The 16945-nt window shown below is 75.4% G+C and carries 22 protein-coding genes; 16 read left to right on the top strand and 6 right to left on the bottom strand.

Annotated features, from left to right (window positions below; translation table 11 throughout):
* Positions 1-28 precede the first annotated feature (28 nt).
* From HL663_RS01330 to HL663_RS01320, 3 genes are all read right to left on the bottom strand, one after another.
* Positions 29-1123, bottom strand: coding sequence for a beta propeller repeat protein (locus tag HL663_RS01330; RefSeq protein WP_173026706.1), 1095 nt, complete (start codon positions 1121-1123; stop codon positions 29-31).
* A gap of 143 nt (positions 1124-1266) precedes the next feature.
* Complete coding sequence (mshD, locus tag HL663_RS01325) at positions 1267-2148, bottom strand: mycothiol synthase (RefSeq protein WP_173026705.1); 882 nt, start codon at positions 2146-2148, stop codon at positions 1267-1269.
* 1 nt (position 2149) lies between these two features.
* Entirely contained in the window at positions 2150-2857 is a 708-nt protein-coding gene (locus tag HL663_RS01320; protein ID WP_173026704.1) for a winged helix-turn-helix transcriptional regulator, read from the bottom strand.
* Positions 2858-2878: 21 nt separating this feature from the next.
* Here HL663_RS01320 and HL663_RS01315 point away from each other — a divergent pair, with 21 nt between their 5' ends.
* Both HL663_RS01315 and HL663_RS01310 read left to right on the top strand, forming a co-directional pair.
* On the top strand, positions 2879-3172 hold the full coding sequence (locus HL663_RS01315; RefSeq protein WP_173026703.1) for a MoaD/ThiS family protein: 294 nt from the start codon (positions 2879-2881) through the stop codon (positions 3170-3172).
* A 16-nt stretch (positions 3173-3188) separates the two neighbouring features.
* The gene (locus HL663_RS01310) at positions 3189-4163 is read left to right on the top strand and encodes a hypothetical protein (protein WP_173026702.1); all 975 of its coding nucleotides are present in this window, start codon (positions 3189-3191) and stop codon (positions 4161-4163) included.
* Positions 4164-4279: 116 nt separating this feature from the next.
* On the opposite strand, the gene HL663_RS01305 is transcribed toward HL663_RS01310, so the two are convergent.
* On the bottom strand, positions 4280-4651 hold the full coding sequence (locus tag HL663_RS01305) for a DsrE family protein (RefSeq protein WP_173026701.1): 372 nt from the start codon (positions 4649-4651) through the stop codon (positions 4280-4282).
* 12 nt (positions 4652-4663) lie between these two features.
* Between HL663_RS01305 and HL663_RS01300 the strand changes: the two genes are divergently transcribed.
* Complete coding sequence (locus HL663_RS01300) at positions 4664-5173, top strand: heme-binding beta-barrel domain-containing protein (protein ID WP_173026700.1); 510 nt, start codon at positions 4664-4666, stop codon at positions 5171-5173.
* A gap of 35 nt (positions 5174-5208) precedes the next feature.
* On the opposite strand, the gene HL663_RS01295 is transcribed toward HL663_RS01300, so the two are convergent.
* The gene (locus HL663_RS01295) at positions 5209-6276 is read right to left on the bottom strand and encodes an LCP family protein (RefSeq protein WP_286175842.1); all 1068 of its coding nucleotides are present in this window, start codon (positions 6274-6276) and stop codon (positions 5209-5211) included.
* A gap of 58 nt (positions 6277-6334) precedes the next feature.
* Here HL663_RS01295 and HL663_RS01290 point away from each other — a divergent pair, with 58 nt between their 5' ends.
* The 9 genes from HL663_RS01290 to HL663_RS01250 all read left to right on the top strand — a co-directional run bounded on the left by HL663_RS01290 (position 6335) and on the right by HL663_RS01250 (position 12583).
* A complete protein-coding gene (locus HL663_RS01290; protein WP_173026699.1) occupies positions 6335-6754 on the top strand; it encodes a Fur family transcriptional regulator in 420 nt (139 codons plus the stop codon).
* Positions 6751-7782: a CAF17-like 4Fe-4S cluster assembly/insertion protein YgfZ gene (ygfZ, locus tag HL663_RS01285; RefSeq protein ID WP_286175841.1), complete on the top strand. Its 1032-nt coding sequence runs from the start codon at positions 6751-6753 to the stop codon at positions 7780-7782. The genes HL663_RS01290 and ygfZ overlap by 4 nt, the downstream gene beginning before the upstream one ends.
* 75 nt (positions 7783-7857) lie before the next feature.
* A complete protein-coding gene (locus HL663_RS01280; protein WP_173026698.1) occupies positions 7858-8718 on the top strand; it encodes a beta-keto acid cleavage family enzyme in 861 nt (286 codons plus the stop codon).
* Between the two features lie 160 nt (positions 8719-8878).
* Entirely contained in the window at positions 8879-9376 is a 498-nt protein-coding gene (locus tag HL663_RS01275) for a DUF4395 domain-containing protein (protein WP_173026697.1), read from the top strand.
* A 145-nt stretch (positions 9377-9521) separates the two neighbouring features.
* A complete protein-coding gene (locus HL663_RS01270) occupies positions 9522-9896 on the top strand; it encodes a helix-turn-helix domain-containing protein (RefSeq protein WP_173026696.1) in 375 nt (124 codons plus the stop codon).
* An 83-nt stretch (positions 9897-9979) separates the two neighbouring features.
* Positions 9980-10684 carry a hypothetical protein gene (locus tag HL663_RS01265; RefSeq protein ID WP_173026695.1) on the top strand — a complete coding sequence of 235 codons (705 nt, stop codon included), beginning with the start codon at positions 9980-9982 and terminating at the stop codon, positions 10682-10684.
* 117 nt (positions 10685-10801) lie between these two features.
* On the top strand, positions 10802-11812 hold the full coding sequence (locus tag HL663_RS01260) for an asparaginase (protein WP_286175840.1): 1011 nt from the start codon (positions 10802-10804) through the stop codon (positions 11810-11812).
* On the top strand, positions 11809-12234 hold the full coding sequence (dtd, locus tag HL663_RS01255; protein WP_173026694.1) for a D-aminoacyl-tRNA deacylase: 426 nt from the start codon (positions 11809-11811) through the stop codon (positions 12232-12234). The genes HL663_RS01260 and dtd overlap by 4 nt, the downstream gene beginning before the upstream one ends.
* Before the next feature lie 16 nt (positions 12235-12250).
* Entirely contained in the window at positions 12251-12583 is a 333-nt protein-coding gene (locus tag HL663_RS01250) for a DUF2516 family protein (protein ID WP_173026693.1), read from the top strand.
* Here HL663_RS01250 and HL663_RS01245 read toward each other — a convergent pair.
* Positions 12568-13371: a class I SAM-dependent methyltransferase gene (locus tag HL663_RS01245; RefSeq protein ID WP_173026692.1), complete on the bottom strand. Its 804-nt coding sequence runs from the start codon at positions 13369-13371 to the stop codon at positions 12568-12570. The genes HL663_RS01250 and HL663_RS01245 overlap by 16 nt on opposite strands.
* A gap of 97 nt (positions 13372-13468) precedes the next feature.
* Between HL663_RS01245 and HL663_RS01240 the strand changes: the two genes are divergently transcribed.
* The 4 genes from HL663_RS01240 (at position 13469) to HL663_RS01225 (ending at position 16920) form a co-directional block, all read left to right on the top strand.
* Entirely contained in the window at positions 13469-14269 is an 801-nt protein-coding gene (locus HL663_RS01240) for a hypothetical protein (protein ID WP_173026691.1), read from the top strand.
* Complete coding sequence (gene mshA, locus HL663_RS01235) at positions 14266-15582, top strand: D-inositol-3-phosphate glycosyltransferase (RefSeq protein ID WP_173026690.1); 1317 nt, start codon at positions 14266-14268, stop codon at positions 15580-15582. The genes HL663_RS01240 and mshA overlap by 4 nt, the downstream gene beginning before the upstream one ends.
* Positions 15579-16100 carry a type III secretion system chaperone family protein gene (locus HL663_RS01230; protein WP_173026689.1) on the top strand — a complete coding sequence of 174 codons (522 nt, stop codon included), beginning with the start codon at positions 15579-15581 and terminating at the stop codon, positions 16098-16100. Before mshA ends, HL663_RS01230 begins: the two co-directional genes overlap by 4 nt.
* Before the next feature lie 82 nt (positions 16101-16182).
* Positions 16183-16920 (top strand): phosphoglyceromutase, encoded by a 738-nt coding sequence (locus HL663_RS01225; protein ID WP_173026688.1) that lies wholly within the window; start codon positions 16183-16185, stop codon positions 16918-16920.
* Positions 16921-16945 lie beyond the last annotated feature (25 nt).

Here is a 16945-nt window from a genome sequence, read left to right as displayed (position 1 = left end):
CCGGGCGGTCAGCCCGCTCACGGCCGGTTCAGCCGATGGACACCCGCGCGACACGGCCCTTGCCCCCGGCGGCCCAGCAGGAGCCGTCGGTGGTGCAGTCGACGGTGTGGAACCCGGTGTCGGAGAGCCGGTACCAGGAGCGCCCGGCATCCAGCGTCACGCTGACGCCGCCGACCTCGCCGCTCTCGCCGACCGTGACCGCGCCCCGGCGGACGCCGGGCAGCCAGGCGACGTCCTCGCCGAGGTGCTCCAGGTCGCCGGCCGAGGCCCAGCGCCGGCCGTCGCGGCTCACCGAGGTGGCGTCCGCGCCGTCGTCCGGGGCGGAGAAGTCGCCGCCGACGGCGAGCCCGCCGACACCCGGTCGGACCGCGATGCCGAAGACGCCCGCCGCCTCGCCGGCCGGGATGCGCGAGTCGGTGGCCGTCCAGGTGCGGCCGAGGTCGCCCGAGCGGAAGACCCGCGAGCGCTCGCCGCCGCTGCCGAACCACGCGTCGCGCCCGGAGACGGTGAGGCACTCGCCGCTGGCGGAGAAGTTGGCCTCACCGGTGCTGTCGGGCATCCCGGTGCTCGGCAGGACCCGCCACGAGCGCCCGCCGTCGGTGGTGCGGGCGATGCGGAAGCGGCCGTCGACCGGGTCGCTCACCGCGAGGCCGGTGCGGCCCCCGGGGAAGAACGCGAGGCAGTTGTAGAACGCGGCGGGCTCGGTGCTGCGGAAGGTCTCGGTCCACGTCCGACCGTCGTCGCGGGTGCGGTAGATGCGGGAGGCCTCGCCCTCGCCGATGGCCAGCACGGTGACCGTGCCGCGCCCGGTGACCTCGACGTCGCGGAAGTTCAGCCCCTCGGTCTGCGGCGGCGAGACGTCGGTCCAGTGCCGGCCGCCGTCGTGGGTGCGCCACACGCCGCCGGGGCCGCCCGACACGCTGCCGCCCGCGACCCAGGCCGTGCGCCGGTCGACGGCGTCGAGGCCGCGGAAGGACTGGTCGGCGTCGACCACCCGGGTGGAGGTGGCGAGGCGGGGGGCGTGGTGACGGTCAGCGCCCGCGGCGTGCGCCGGAGCGGCGGCGACGAGGGAGGCCGCGAGCGCGGCGACGGAGACGAGGGCGGCGGGCAGCGATCGGCGCATGCGGGCACTCTCCCGCTGCCCGCCCGCTCGCGCCACCCGGGGCGCCCGGCGTGCCCTCCCGAGGCCCGTCGCGCGCTACACCGCAGTAAGTGTTGCTGCAGCGACGGGTACTGCGGTGTAGCCGGGACGGAGGCGGGGGAGGGTCAGCGGGGGACGGTGTACTGCACGTCGACCGCGGCGTCCTCGAAGCCGAGCCGCGCGTACGTGCGCCGCGCCGCGGTGTTGTCGCCGTCGACGTAGAGCTCGACCTCGGCCAGGCCGCGGCGGGCCAGGTGCGCCGTGCCGAGGCGGGTCAGCGGGCCGCCGAGGCCGTGGCCCTGCTCGGCCGGGTCGACCCCCACGACGTAGACCTCTCCGCTCCTGGAACCGGGTTCGACCTTGGTCCAGTGGAAGGCCACGACGCGGCCGTCGCGCTCGACGAGGATGAAGCCCTCGGGGTCGAACCAGTCCTGCTCCATCCGCTCGCGCAGGTCGGCCACCGTGAGCCGGCCCTGCTCGGGATGGTGCGCGAAGGCGGCGGCGTTGAGCGCGACCCAGTCCTCGTCGTCGCGCCCCGGCTCGAAGGCCCGCGCCGTGCAGCCCTCGGGCAGGACCGGGTCGGTGGCGTCGTCGGCGGTGAGCGGACGGGCCATCCGGAACAGCTCGCGGGTGCGCTCGAGCCCGGCGGACGCCGCGAGCGACCGGGCGGCCGGCAGGTCGCCGTGCGCCCACACCGAGCGGGTGTCCTCGGCGAGGGCGGCGTCGAGCAGCGCGCAGCCGTGCCCGGCGCGCCGGTGCGCCGCGTCGACGACGAGCTCGGCGACGGCGTCGGGGGTTCCGGCGGACGCGACCTGCGCGTACCCGACGACCTCGTCGCCCTCGCGCCGCACGAGGTGGACGACCCCGTCGCGCGCGGGACCGACGGCCAGCCGGAAGGCCTCCGAGACCGCGCCGACCCCGTCGGCCTCCTCGGCCCGGGCCCACAGCCCGCGCAGGGCCGCGGCGAGGTCGCCGTCGACGGCCTCCAGGTGGATGGTGTCGCCCACGTCAGCCCTCGACCTCCTCGAGCTCGCCGTCGACGCCCGCGGCCTCCGGGACGAAGCGGTAGCCCACGTTGCGCACCGTGCCGATGAGCAGCTCGTGCTCGGTGCCGAGCTTCGCCCGCAGCCGGCGCACGTGGACGTCGACGGTGCGGGTGCCGCCGAAGTAGTCGTAGCCCCAGACCTCCTGGAGCAGCTGCGAGCGCGTGTAGACACGGCCCGGGTGCTGCGCGAGGTACTTGAGGAGCTCGAACTCCTTGTACGTGAGGTCGAGCAGCCGCCCGCGCAGCCGCACGGAGTAGGTGGCCTCGTCGATGACGAGCGCCCCGGCCGTGATGGGCCCGGCCTCGTCGTCGGCCGTCTCGGCGCGGCGGCCGAGCGCGAGCCGCAGCCGGGCCTCGACCTCGGCCGGGCCGGCGGTGTCGAGGAGGACGTCGTCGAGGCCCCACTCGCTCGTCAGGCCGGCGAGCCCGCCCTCGGTGACGACGGCGAACAGCGGCCCCGACACCCCGGTCGTCGTGAGGACGCGGCAGAGGGAGCGTGCCATCGCCAGCTCGCGGCGGGCGTCGACGAGCACCCCGTCCGCGTCGGGTGCGTCGACGAGCGCCGACGCCTCCGCCGGGAGGATGCGAACATGGTGGCTGAGCAGCCCGAGCGCCGGGAGGACCTCGGCCGCGGGGGCCAAGGTGTTCGTCAACAGCAGCAGGTGGGCCATCGCCCCACAGGATAGGCGGTCATGGACGTACGGCACGGGGCCACGGCCTCCGATGGGACAGACGCCTCCGCGGGGGCGGTCGTCACGGTGCGCTACTGGGCCGGGGCCCGGGCCGCGGCCGGGGTCGACGGCGAGAGCGTGCCGGCGCCGCCGACGGTCGGCGGCCTGATCGCCGCCCTCGCGCAGGCCCGGCCGGGGCTCGCCGCGGTGCTGCCCGTCTGCTCGGTCCTCGTCGACGGCCTCGCGGCCTCCGGGGACGACCCCCTCCCGCCGGGGGCCACGGTCGAGGTGCTCCCGCCGTTCGCCGGTGGGTGATGCGAGGATGCCGGGCGTGGACGAGCACCCGGACGGCGCAGGCGCCGAGGCATCCGACGCGCCCGTGGGGGCCGACGGTGCCTCGGGGGACGGCGCGCCCGGCGTGACGGCGCTCGACACCGTCCCCGCGGACGCGCCGGTGGACGGCGCCTCGGGGGACGGCGCCTCCGCCGTCGAGACGCGGGCCTCGCGCCGCGCCCGGCTGGAGTCGCTGCGCCGGCACCCGGTCCTGCCCGAGATGGCGACCGTCGTGCGGCCGCTGGTCGTGGCCGTCACGCTCGTCCTCGGCGCGCTCCTCGTCCTCGCCCTGCGCACCGACGCCGTCGTCCTCGCGGCGGGCCTCGCCTGGACCGGCCTCGTCGTCGCGTGGGGCTGGCCGCGCCTGCTCGGCAGCTCGAGCCGCTTCGGGGCCTCCCTCGCGGTCGGTGTGGCCGGCGTGCTCGCGCCGGCGGCCGGGGCCGCGACCTCCGACGAGCCGTGGCTGCGGCTCGTGCCGGTGGCGCTCGCCGTCGCGCTCGGCGTGATGTTCGTCCACCAGATCGTCCGGCGTGACGGCCGCCCGCGCCTCACGGAGTCGATCGGCATCACCGCGTTCGGCCTCGGCCTCGTCGCCGTGGGCACGACGTGGCTGCCGCTGGCCCGCTCGCCCCGCCCGACCGACCTCGCGACGGCCGCGCTCGTGGCCGTCGCCGTCGGCTCGCTCGCCGACCTCGCCGCCGGGGTCCGGGTGTTGCGTGGGTGGCTGCTCCCGCTCTCGATGCTCCTCGGCGGCGCGGGTGCGCTCGTCACGGCGAGCGTCCTCGGGGGGCCCGGGGCGGGGACGGCCGCCCTCGTCGGCGTCCTCTGCTCGGCCGTCGCGCACGCGCTGCGCCGCACCCTCGTCGTCCTGCCGCCGGTCACCGCGGTCCGCTGTCAGCTGGCGACCGGGGCCGCGTCGCTGCTCGTGCCGGGGGTCGTCGCCTACGGCATCTCGCTCTGGCTCGTCGGCTGACCGACGCGTGCAGAAAGTGACGAAAGTGTCGATTCCTGCACGCTCCGGGGTCGGTGGTGCGTGCACCAACTGACGAAAGTGTCGATTGCTGCACGCCCCGATGGGCCACCGCCGGCTCAGTAGACGAGCGCCCGCGTCGCCGGCGCCACGACCTCCTCGACGAACGCGGCGGCCCCGCGGATGGTCGCCCCGGGCAGCAGGTCGTCGACGGTGAGGTCCCGCCGGGCCGCGCACTGGCCGCAGACCGTGACCCGGCCGCCCTCCAGCACCGCGTCGCGCAGCTCGGCCAGCGGCGCGGAGTGCGGCAGGTCGACTGCCTCGGCCCGCCCCGGCACCGCCATCCACGCGGCGTCCCCCGTCAGCCAGAGGCTCACCTCCAGCCCGGACGCGAGCGCCGTGGCCGCGACGGTGAGGCCCTGGGCCAGCCGCTCGGGGGCCTCCGGACCGCACGTGACCTTGACGACGAGGGTGGAGGCGGCGTCATCCATAGACTGGACCCTATGGTCTTCACGCTCGACACCACCCTCCACGAGGATCTCGCCCCCCTCGCCTGGCTCGTCGGCACCTGGGCGGGGGCCGGCCTCGTCGGCTACCCGACCATCGAGTCGCAGCGGTTCGGGCAGGAGGTCGTCTGCAGCCACGACGGCCGCCGCTTCCTGCGCTGGGAGTCGCGTACCTGGCTCCTCGACGACGAGGGCAACCAGGTCCGCCCGCTCGCGACCGAGACCGGCTTCTGGCGCCCGGTGACCGAGGCGTCCGACGGCACCAACGTCGAGCTGCTCCTCGCGCACCCCACCGGCTTCGTCGAGATGTACGCCGGCGTCGCCGAGCCCGCCAAGGTCGAGCTGCGCACCGACGGCGTGATGCGCAGCCCCGACGCCAAGGAGTACACGGCGGCGCACCGGCTCTACGGGTACGTCAACTCCAACCTCATGTGGGTCATGGACATGGCCGCCGTCGGGAAGCCGCTGCAGTCCCACGTCTCCGCGGAGCTCAAGCGCGTCGAGTGACGCCGGGCGCCCCCGGGCCCCTCTGGACCTGGGGGTCAGGGGGCGACGTAGACGTCGAGGTAGTCGTCCATCCGGTCCGCGCGCAGCGCCTTGCCGAGCAGCGCCATGCCCTGCTCGTCGACGATGTCGATGCTGCCCGCGTTCGGGTCCGTCCCGAAGCCGGAGAACGGCGCCGTCGCGAAGACGACGTCCGAGGCGCGGATGCCGCGCAGCTCGAGGGCGTAGTCCTTCATCGTCCCGATGCTCAGGTCCCGGTCGACGACGAGGTTCTTCGTCGCGGCGTCGGCGAACCGGGCGACGGCCAGCGGGTTGCGGACGGTCTCGCCGCTCGTCGCCTTGAGCAGCAGCGCCTTGACGAACGCCAGCTGGCGCTTGCCGCGGGAGATGTCGCCCTCGCTCAGCTCGTAGCGCTCGCGGACGAACGCCAGCGCCTGCTCGCCGTCGAGGGTGTTCCAACCCTTCTGGATGGCCTTGCCGCCGTTGCCGTTCGCGTCGTTGCCCTCCTCGGCGTAGACGCGCACGCCGCCGACGGCGTCCGTCATGTTCTTGAAGCCCTCGAAGTCGGTGCGGGCGACGTGGTCGATCTTGATGCCGACGAGGTCCTGGAGGGTCTCGACGAGCAGCGGCTCGCCCCCGAACGCGTAGGCGGCGTTGATCTTGTTCTTGCCGTGGCCCGGGATGTCGACGAAGAGGTCGCGGGGGAAGTGGACCATCTGGATGGACGTCGGGTCCTTCGGCACGTGGACGAGGACGATGACGTCGGCGCGACCGCGGTCGGCGCCCCGGCTGTCGGACCCGATCAGCAGGAAGTTCGTGCCCTTGTCGCGGCCGATCGTGATCGGCGTGCCGTCGGAGGCGACGGTCGGCGGCGGCGCGGTCGGCAGGAGGTCGGCCTGCGTGACGTTGTCGGAGACGCGCCAGCCGAGGTAGCCGACGAACCCGCCGACGGCGAGCGCGACGAGCAGGACGAGCACGCCGACGACGGTCAGCACCCGGCGCAGGCGCCGCCGCGGGGGGCGCTGCCCGCCCTCGTCGGGGGCGTCGTCGGGGCGCTCGGGGCGGTCGTCACCGAACCCGAGCAGGTCGAGGTTCTGTCCGCTCACCGGGTCAGTGTAGGAAGGCGGGCTGGGTGACGTCCGGGGGTCGGCCTACATTGGAGGGGTGAGCGACCTCGGTGAGCGCCTGCGTGCGCGCGGCAAGCGTCTGACGACGCAGCGCGAGCGCGTGCTCGCGGCCGTGGGCCGGCTCGGGCACGCCACCCCCGACGAGGTGGCCGACGCCGTCGCCACCGACGGTGGGGGCGCCGTGCCGGTCTCGACCGTCTACCGCTCGCTCGACGCGCTCCAGGAGCTCGGGCTGATCGCCCACACGCACGTCGACCACCGCAGCCCCAGCTACCACCTGGCCGAGCACGCGACCCACCTCCACCTCGTCTGCCGCGGTTGCGGCTGGGTCGGCGAGCTCCCGCTCGACGTCGCCGACGAGCTGGTGGCCCGGGTCGACGACCGCCTCGGCTTCGCCGCCGACGTCGGTCACGCCGCCGTCCACGGGCTGTGCCGCACCTGCCGGGAGGACCCGTGACCGCATCCGTCCAGACCACCCGCTCCCCGCTGCTCGACCGCCACGGTGCGGTCGAGGGCGAGGGGCTCGACGCCGGGGTCGCCGCCCACTACGGCGACCCGATGCGCGAGCAGCGCCTGCTGGCCGAGGGGCTGGCCGTCGTCGACCTCTCGCACCGCGGCGTCGTCACGGTGAGCGGCCCCGATCGGCTCACCTGGCTGCACTCGATGACGACCCAGCAGCTGGCCGGGCTGGCGCCGCGCAGCTCCGCGGAGTCGCTCGTGCTCTCGCCCAAGGGCCACGTCGAGCACGCGCTGCACGTCGTCGACGACGGCGCCACGACGTGGCTCTCGCTCGAGCCCGGCACCGCGCCCGCGCTCGTCGCGTGGCTGGAGTCGATGCGCTTCATGCTGCGCGTCGAGGTCGCCGACGTCAGCGACGCCTGGGCCGTCCTCGGCGAGCCCGTCGGCTCCGAGTCCGCCGACGGCGAGCCGCTCGCCTGGGTCGACCCGTGGCCCCGGCTCGTCGGTGACACCGCCGCCTACGGCCCGGTCGAGGGGCACGCCGGCGAGGGCCGGGCGTGGCGCGAGCTGCTCGTGCCGCGCGGCGGGATCGAGGCCGCCGTCGGTGACCGGCCGCTCGCCGGCACCTGGGCGGCCGAGGCACTGCGCGTCGCCGCGTGGCGCCCGCGGTTCGGGCACGAGACCGACCACCGCACCATCCCGCACGAGGTCGACTGGCTGCGCACGGCCGTGCACCTGCACAAGGGCTGCTACCGCGGCCAGGAGACGATCGCCCGGGTCCACAACCTCGGGCGGCCGCCGCGGCGGGTCGTCTTCCTCCACCTCGACGGCTCCGGGCACGTCCTGCCGGCCGTCGGGTCGCCGGTCACGCTCGAGGGCCGCGAGGTCGGGCGGCTGACGAGCGTCGCGCGCCACCACGAGGACGGGCCGGTCGCGCTCGCCGTCGTCAAGCGGTCGGTCGCCGAGGACGTCGATTTCGTCGTCGACGGCATCTCGGCCGCACAGACCGTCGTCGTTCGGGGCTGATTGCCGAAGATCCTCCGGCGTGGGTGCATCGGCGCCGGATGGCGGTCGGGCGGTCGAGCCTGACAGGATGACGCCATGACGACGCCGTCCGCCGGGGTGACCGGCACCCTCATCACCGTCGCGCCGACCGGGGCGGAGCACGCCAAGGCCGACCTCCCGCAGCTGCCGACGACCCTCGAGGAGGTCGTCGAGACCGCGCAGCGCTGCGAGGCCGCCGGCGCCTCGCTCGTCCACCTGCACATCCGCGACGCCGAGCACCGTCCGACGCTCGACGGCGGGTACCTGCGCGCGGCGGTCGACGCGCTGCGCGAGGCCACCGACCTCGTCGTCCAGCTCTCGACCGGCGGCTCGGTGCACGACCCGCTCGAGCAGCGCCTCACCGTCCTCGACGCCGAGCCGGACTCCTGCTCGCTCACCTGCGGCACGACGAACTTCGGCGACGACGTGTTCCTCAACCCGTGGGGGTTCATGAGCGACCTCTACGTCCAGGCGCAGGAGCGCGAGGTCGTCCCCGAGTTCGAGCTCTTCGACCTCGGGCACGTCCACGCCCTCGCGCGGCTCCTCGACACCCACGGGCTGCCGTTCGGCGGCCGGGTGCACGTCGACTTCGTCACCGGCGTGCCCGGTGGGATGCCCGCGACGACCGCGGCGCTCATGGCCGGCGTGGCCATGCTGCCGCCCGAGGTGACCTCGTGGTCGGCGACCGGCATCGGCCGCGGACACCTGCCGGTGATGGCCGCGGCGCTCTCGGCCGGCGGGCACCTGCGGGTCGGGATGGAGGACAACGTCGTCTACCGGCGTGGCCAGGTCGTCCAGCACAACGACGAGCTCGTGGCCCGGGCCGCGGAGCTCGCGGCGACGATGCAGCGCCCGGCCCTGACGAGCGAGCAGGCGCGCGAGCTGCTCGGCATCAAGGACCGCCGCCCCACCCGCTGACCCTCGCGGCACCCTCCCCCTCCCGCGAACGTGTGTGAACACGCCGGTCTTCACCGGCGTGTTCACACACGTTCGCGGTGGGGCCTGGCGGTGGGGTCCGAGGGGTGGACCGGGCGGCAGCCGGGGAATGCCGGTCGCATAATCCAGCGTTATGGCCTCCATGCGTTCACTGATCGGTTTCCCGGCGGTCGTCAACGAGAAGGCCGCGCGGGCCGTCGCCGCGCAGGTCGTCCTCGTCGCCGTCGTGGCGCTCGCGACCGGCTGGCTGTGGCTGACCGCCGTCCTCGCCGTCGGCTTCGCCCTGCGCGTCGCCGCCGGCCCCCGCTTCGACCCCTTCGGTCGCCTCGCGACGCAGGTCGTCGCGCCGCGCCTGGGCGAGCCCCGGATGGTCTCCGGCGCCCCGAAGCGGTTCGCGCAGGGCATCGGCCTGGCGTTCACCGCCGCCGGCACGCTCGCCCTCGCGCTCGGCGCCCCGGTCGTCACCGTCGTGCTCCTCTCGGTGCTCACGCTCTTCGCCGCGCTCGAGGCCTTCGTCGGCTTCTGCGCCGGCTGCTTCGCCTTCGCCCAGCTGATGCGCCTCGGCGTCGTCTCGGACGACACCTGCGTCGAGTGCGCCGACATCTCGCTGCGCCGCCGCCACGAGGCCGCCGCCGCCTGACCCCCCAGGCTCTCCGCGAACGTGTGTGAACTCGCCGGTGTTCTCCGGCGAGTTCACACATGTTCGCGGCATGTCGGGGTGGTGTGGCCCGACTCACGCTTGCCCCAGTTTGCATTTTGCTAACTGGAGCAAGCACACTGGAGGCATGAGCAAGAACCCGCTGAACGACCTGGGCGAGAGCCTCGGGGAGTACCTGCGCGAGCAGCGCCGGTCCGCCCGGCTCTCCCTGCGTCAGCTCAGCGAGCTCGCCGGGGTGTCGAACCCCTACCTGTCGCAGATCGAGCGCGGGCTCAAGCGCCCGAGCGCCGAGATCCTCCAGCAGCTCGCGAAGGGCCTCGAGGTCTCGGCCGAGTCGCTCTACGTGCGCGCCGGCATCCTCGACGCCGAGCACGCCGCGTCCCCGGACGACGCCCCCGACGTCCGTCGGGCGCTCGCCGAGGACCCCCGCCTCACCCCGCGGCAGAAGAAGACCCTCCTCGACATCTACGAGTCCTACGTCGAGGACGACGCCCGGCCCTGAGGCCGCACCGCCCCACGGCAGCGCCGCCCGCCGGGCCACCCAGACACCGTCAGCACCGCAGACCCCCCACGAAGGAGCCCACCATGGCCGTCAAGGACGACCTCCGCAAGACCGTCGACACCACCCCCCTCTACGCCCTCGCCGGCGCCACCGACCTCGCCGTCGAGAAGGTCCGTGAGGCCCAGAAGCGCGCCGACGCCCGCCGCGCCGAGATGACCAAGCGTGTCGAGGCCGCTCGCGCCGACCTCGCCCCCGCCGCCATCCAGGCCCGCGTCACCACCGTCGCCGGCCAGGTCAAGGACCTCCCGGCCCTCGCCGTCAACCAGGGCCTCGTCGTCGGCGGCAAGGTCTCCGAGGGCTACGACGACCTCGTCCTGCGCGGCAAGGACATCGTCGCCCGCATCCGTCGCCAGCAGGCCACGAAGGACCTCGTCGCCCAGGCCGAGACCACCGTCGCGCAGGCCAAGGGTGCGGTCACGACCGCCCGCAAGGCCGCCGCCGAGGTCGAGCGCTCCGCCAAGGCCACCGTCACGGTCGGCCGCAAGGAGGCCGCCAAGGCCACCGACGTCGTCACCGAGACCGTCGAGCAGGACGCCAAGGTCGCCGAGACCGAGGTCACCGCCGCCGCCAAGCGCACGCGCACCGCGGCCAAGCGCACGAGCACGACGACCAAGAAGGCCGCGAAGAAGACGACCTCCTCCGCGAAGGCCGCCACGACGAGCGCCCGCAAGACGGTCAAGGCCGTCGAGAAGGCGGTCGAGGCCGGCGCCGCCAAGGTCGGCGACTGACCCGGACGAACGACGAGAACGTGCCGTGTGCCCCCCGGGGCGCACGGCACGTTCTCGTCTCTCGACCGGTGAGGCGGGGGAGCGCCCCGGGGGAGCGGCGGCGCTAGGGTCGCAGGCGTGTCCGAGCCCGCTGCCCGCCCCGCCGCCCTGCCCACCCCGCCCGCGCTGGCGGACGCCCCCGTCCTCGCCCACGTCGTGCGCGGCGGGGTCGTCGAGTCCGCGCACCGCGCGAGCGTCGCCGTCACCGCCCCCGACGGCAGCCTCGAGCAGGCCTGGGGCGCCGCCGACGACCCGGTCTTCCCGCGCAGCTCCAACAAGCCGGTCCAGGCCGTGGCGATGCTGCGCGCCGGCCTGGAGCTGCCGCCGCCGCACCTCGCCCTCGCGAGCGCCAGCCACAGCGGCGAGGCCTTCCACCTCGACGGGGTCCGCGCGATGCTCGAGGGCGCCGGCCTGACCGAGGCCGACCTGCAGAACACCCCCGACCTGCCCTACGACCCGCAGGAGCGCGACGCCTGGCTCGCCGCCGGTCGGGCCGCCTCCCCGCTCGCCCAGAACTGCTCCGGCAAGCACGCGGGGATGCTCGCCGCCTGCCGCGCCGCCGGCTGGGACCCCACGACCTACCTCGACCCGCAGCACCCGCTCCAGCGCCTGATGGACGCCACGCTGGCCGACCTCGCCGGCGAGCCGGTCGCGGCCACGGCGGTCGACGGCTGCGGCGCCCCGGTGATGGCCGTGTCGCTCGCCGGCCTCGCGCGGGCGTTCGGCCGCGTCGCCGCCGCCGACCCGGGCACCGACGAGGGCCGGGTCGCCGAGGCCGTCCGCGCCCACCCCGAGATGCTCGGCGGCACCCGGCGCGACGTCACCGCGCTGATCCGCGGCACGGCGGGCGTCGTCGCCAAGGACGGCGCCGAGTCGGTCTACGCGGTCGGGCTGCCCGACGGCCGGGGCATCGCGCTCAAGGTCGCCGACGGCGGCCAGCGCGCCCGGCCCGTCATCCTCGCGGCCGTGCTGCGCCGGCTCGGGGTCGCGTCGGACGCCTACGCACGGCTCGAGGACGCGCCCGTCCTCGGCCACGGCGCCCCGGTCGGGGCCGTCGTCGCCGTCGGGCTCGACGCGGGGCGCGCGTGAGGACGGTCCTCCAGCGGGTGACGCGGGCGGCCGTCCGCGTCGAGGGCGAGGTCGTCGGTGCGATCGACCGGCCGGGGCTCGTGGCCCTCGTCGGGGCGACCCACGACGACGGGCCCGAGCAGGTGGCGACGCTCGCCCGCAAGATCGCCGAGCTGCGCATCCTCCACGACGAGCGCTCGGTGCTCGACGAGGGGGCGCCGGTGCTCGTCGTCAGCCAGTTCACCCTCTACGCCGACACCCGCAAGGGCCGGCGTCCGTCGTGGAACGCCGCCGCGCCCGGCCCGGTCGCGGAGCCGCTCGTCGAGGCGGTCGTGGCCGAGCTGCGCGAGCGGGGCGTCGAGGTGGCGACCGGTCGGTTCGGGGCGCACATGGAGGTCGAGCTCGTCGGTGACGGCCCGGTGACCATCCTCCTCGACGTCTGACACCTAGGCTGGGGTCATGAGCTGGCTGGCCAACGCGCAGTACGCCGTCTACCTGGTGCTCTCGATCGCCGCGCTCGGCGTCGAGCTCTGGGCCCTCGTCGACTGCGTCCGTCGGCGCCCCGACGCGTTCGTCGCGGCCGGCAAGCGGACGAAGAACTTCTGGATGCTCGTGACGGGCGTCGCCGCACTCATCGGCTTCGCGACCGCGGCGAGCCCGGCGGCCCTCGGCCTGCTCGGCATCGCGGCGCTCATCGGCGCCGGCGTCTACCTCGCCGACGTCAAGCCGGCGCTCGACCAGGTGACGGGCCGCGGCAGCACCGGGCGGCAGGGCCCCTACGGCCCCTGGTGAGGCGCGACGGCGGCCCAGTCGAGCGTCAGCTCGCCGAGCCGCCAGCGTGACGGTCCGCCGACGAGCGGCCAGCCGGCCTCCCGGAGCGCGGCGGCCGTCGCGATGAACCGCTGCCGCACCCCGTAGGACGCGAGCGGCGCCTGCCGCAGCCACGCGTCGTCGAGCGCGCCGAGCAGCGCGTGCACCGGCTCGCCCGGCACGTTGCGGTGGATGAGGGCCTTCGGCAGGCGCTCGGCGACGACGCCGGGCCGCTCGAGCCCGCGCAGCCGCCACGAGAGCGTCAGCGTCTCGGGGCCGTCGGCGCCGACCGCGACCCACGCCGCGAGCCGGCCGAGCTCGTCGCACGTGCCGTCGACGAGCAGCCCGCCGGGCGCCAGCCGCTCGACGACCGTGGCCCAGGCCCGCTCGACCTCGTCCTCGTCGTACTGCCGCAGGACGTTGAAGGCGCGCACGAGCACCGGTCGCGCCCCGCCGGGCAGCGGCACCTCGAAGCCGCCGCGCACGAAGCGCAGCCCCGGACGCTCGAGGGGCCGCGCGGCGGCCACGCGCGCCGGGTCGATCTCGACGCCCACCACCTCGACGTCGGGGCGCACCCGCCGCAGCCGGTCGTGCAGCTCGAGGGCCGTGACGGGGGAGGCGCCGTAGCCGAGGTCGACGACGACGGGGGAGGTGCCGGCCCGGCGCAGCCGCCACGCCTGCGGGCCGGCGAGCCAGCGGTCGCACCGCCGCAGCCGGTTGGGGTTGGTGGTGCCGCGGGTGATGACACCCACGGGTCGCTGGCCGGCCACCGGCCCAGCCTAGGGCGGCGCGCGGCGGCATCCCCACGCCGTCGAGGTCCGGTGCACCCGGCGCCGGGCACCCGGCCCGTCGACATACGCTGGGTCGGTGCTGACGTGGTGGCGCTCCGAGGGGCGCGAGCGGCGGGTGAGCCTGTCGATGGTCTCGCTCGTGCTCTCGCTGACGGCGGCGCTCGTCCTCGGCCTGACCTCGTGGGTGCCCCGCGTCCTGGCCCGCGACATCGGCATCGTCGACGCCGAGCCCGGCCTGCTCCAGGTGGCCCAGGGCGCGTTCGGCGTCCAGTCGCTCGGGGCCGGGCTCACCGTCACGCTCTACGACCGCGGCTTCCGGCTGCAGCGGGGCAGCACCGTCCTCGCCGACACCGTGACCAAGGGGGCGCCCGTCGTCGCGATGACCGGCACGGTCGACGCCGACGGCGAGCACCCGCGCGAGGAGGTCTCGCGCGTCTACTCGGCAGTGAGCATCGACGCCGTGAGCCGCGACGACGAGACCGTCACCTACAGCGGGGTCGTCCACGACGCGACGGGCAGCCTGCCGTTGCGCATCCGGTTCGAGCCGACCGACGGGCGCATCCGGATGGACGTCGCCGTCCCCGGCGCCTCGGCCGTCGCGGTCAACCTCGACTGGCGCCCGGCGACGACGGGCATCGCCCCGGCCCTGCCCGAGCGCAACCTGCGCGAACGGGCCTACTGGGTCGACCCGGTCGAGACCGAGCAGCCGGCGTTCACCTGGGTGCTCGGGACCGACGTCTCCATCGCCCCGGTGCGGGTCCCGCGCGCGGTCGACCTGCGCCAGGACGGCCGCATCGGCATCCACGTCTGGTCGCCGCGGGCCGTCGTGACCGTCACGGACACCCCCAGGGCCGACGTGGAAGACTCGATCCCATGACCGACCCCGCCGGTGCCCCGCGCCCGCACCGGGTCGCGATGGTCACGGTGCACACCTCCCCGCTCGCGCAGCCCGGGACGGGTGACGCCGGGGGGATGAACGTCTACGTCCTCGAGGTCGCACGCCGGCTGGCCCGCCTCGGGACGCAGGTCGACCTCTTCACGCGGACGACGAGCGCGGCCCAGGCCGAGGTCGTCGAGGTCGAGCCCGGGGTCGTCGTCCGGCACGTCGCCGCCGGCCCGTACGAGGGCCTCTCGAAGGAGGACCTGCCGGGGCAGCTGTGCGCCTTCGCCGCCGGCATGATGCGGGTCGCGGCCCACGCGCCGCTCGGCTACTACGACCTCGTGCACTCCCACTACTGGCTCTCGGGGCAGGTCGGCTGGCTCGCCGCCGACCGGTGGGGCGTGCCGCTCGTGCACTCGATGCACACGATGGCCCGCGTCAAGAACCTCCACCTCGCCGACGGCGACGAGCCCGAGCCGCGCGGCCGCGAGATCGGCGAGTCGCAGGTCGTCGAGGCGGCCGACCGGCTCGTCGCGAACACCAGGCGCGAGGCGCGCGAGCTCGTCGAGCTCTACGACGCCGACCCGGCGCGCGTGGCCGTGGCGGCCCCCGGTGTCGACCTCGCGACGTTCACGCCGGGCCCGGTCGCGCAGGCCCGCGCCGAGCTCGGCCTGCCCGCCGACGCCGTCCTGCTCCTCTTCGTCGGTCGGGTCCAGCCGCTCAAGGCCCCGGACGTCCTCGTGCGCGCCGCAGCCGAGCTCGTGCGCCGCCGCCCGGACGTGCGCGAGCGGCTCGTCGTCGCCGTGCTCGGGGGTGCGAGCGGCACCGGCGCGCGGACGCCGATGGGTCTGGACGCGCTCGCGACCTCGCTCGGCATCGGCGACCGGCTGCGGCTCGTCCCGCCGGTCGACCGGGCCACGCTCGCCCGCTGGTACCGCGCGGCCGACGTCGTCGCCGTGCCCTCGCACAACGAGTCGTTCGGCCTCGTCGCCGTCGAGGCCCAGGCGTGCGGGACGCCGGTCGTCGCCGCGAACGTCGGCGGCCTGCCGACCGCGGTCGGGGACGGCGGCCTGCTCGTCGACGGGCACGACACCGCCGACTGGGCGACCGCGCTGGGGCGGGTCGCGCTCGACCCGGTGCTGCGGGCGACGTTGTCCCCGAAGGCGGTCGAGCACGCCCGCGGCTTCGGGTGGGAGCACACGGCCGAGCGGCTGCTCGAGGTGTACGGCGAGGCGCTGGCCCGGCCGAAGGACGTCTCCATCCACGGGGCGCAGCGCATCGCGGGCGTGCCGCAGGCGGTCATCCCGTGAGCACCCCCGACGTGCTCGCCACCGTGCGGGCGTTCCTCGACGAGTCCGGCCTCGAGTGGGAGGCCGGCGCCCGCGACGACGAGGTCGTCGTCGCGCTGCCGGGCGAGAAGAAGCTCAAGACCGTCGTCTCGCTCGTCTGCGGCGAGTCGGCGCTGTCGGTGTCGGCGTTCGTCATCCGCAACCCCGACGAGAACCACGGCGAGGTCTACCGCTTCCTGCTCAGCCGCAACCTGCGCCTGCCCGGGCTCGCGTACGCCGTGGACCGTTCCGGCGACGTCTTCGTCACCGGCCGGGTACCGCTGGCCGGCGTCGACGCCGACTACCTCGACCAGGTCCTCGGGGTCGTGCTCGCCGCGGCCGACGAGCCGTTCAACGAGCTCCTCGTCATGGGCTTTCTCTCCTCGATGCGCAAGGAGTGGGAGTGGCGGGTGTCGCGCGGTGAGAGCCTGCGCAACCTCGAGGCCTTCCGCCACATCCTCGAGCGGCCGGGCGACCCGCCGCGCGAGGACCCCGCCTGACGCCGGCGGCGCGCGTCCGCGGGCGTGTCCACGGTGGCGGATGGCCGGTTCCGTGCGCGCCCCGGCTCGCTAGGCTGGCGGCATGACGGAGCACACGCTGATCCTCCTGCGCCACGGCGAGTCCGACTGGAACCAGAAGAACCTCTTCACCGGGTGGGTCGACGTCGACCTCACCGAGAAGGGGCGTGCGGAGGCCGTGCGCGGCGGCCAGCTGATGCGTGACGCCGGCCTCCTGCCGGACGTCGTCCACACCTCGGTCCTGCGCCGCGCGATCACGACGGCCAACCTCGCGCTCGACGCGTGCGACCGCCACTGGGTGCCGGTGCACCGCAGCTGGCGCCTCAACGAGCGCCACTACGGCGCCCTCCAGGGGCTCGACAAGGCGGCGACCCGCGACAAGTACGGCGACGAGCAGTTCATGCTCTGGCGTCGGTCCTTCGACACCCCGCCGCCGCCCATCGCGGCCGGCAGCGAGTTCGACCAGGCCGGCGACCCGCGCTACGCCGGGGTCGACGTGCCGGCCACCGAGTGCCTCGCCGACGTCATCCCGCGGATGATGCCCTACTGGGAGAACGAGCTCCGCTCCGACCTCGCGGCGGGGAGCACCGTCCTCGTGACGGCGCACGGCAACAGCCTGCGCGCCCTCGTCAAGCACCTCGACGGCATCAGCGACGACGACATCGCCGGGCTGAACATCCCCACCGGGATGCCGCTCGTCTACCGGCTCGGTGACGACTTCATGCCCACCGGCCCGGGTGAGTACCTCGACCCCGAGGCCGCGGCGTCCGCTGCCGCGGCGGTGGCGAACCAGGGTCGCTGAGGCCCGTCCGGGGCGCCTGCCCCGG

Origin of the sequence: Arthrobacter sp. NEB 688, from assembly GCF_013201035.1 — a bacterium.
GTDB lineage: Bacteria > Actinomycetota > Actinomycetes > Actinomycetales > Dermatophilaceae > Phycicoccus.
Note: the sequence above shows the minus strand (reverse complement) of the source record. Positions and strands in the feature narration are given on the sequence as shown.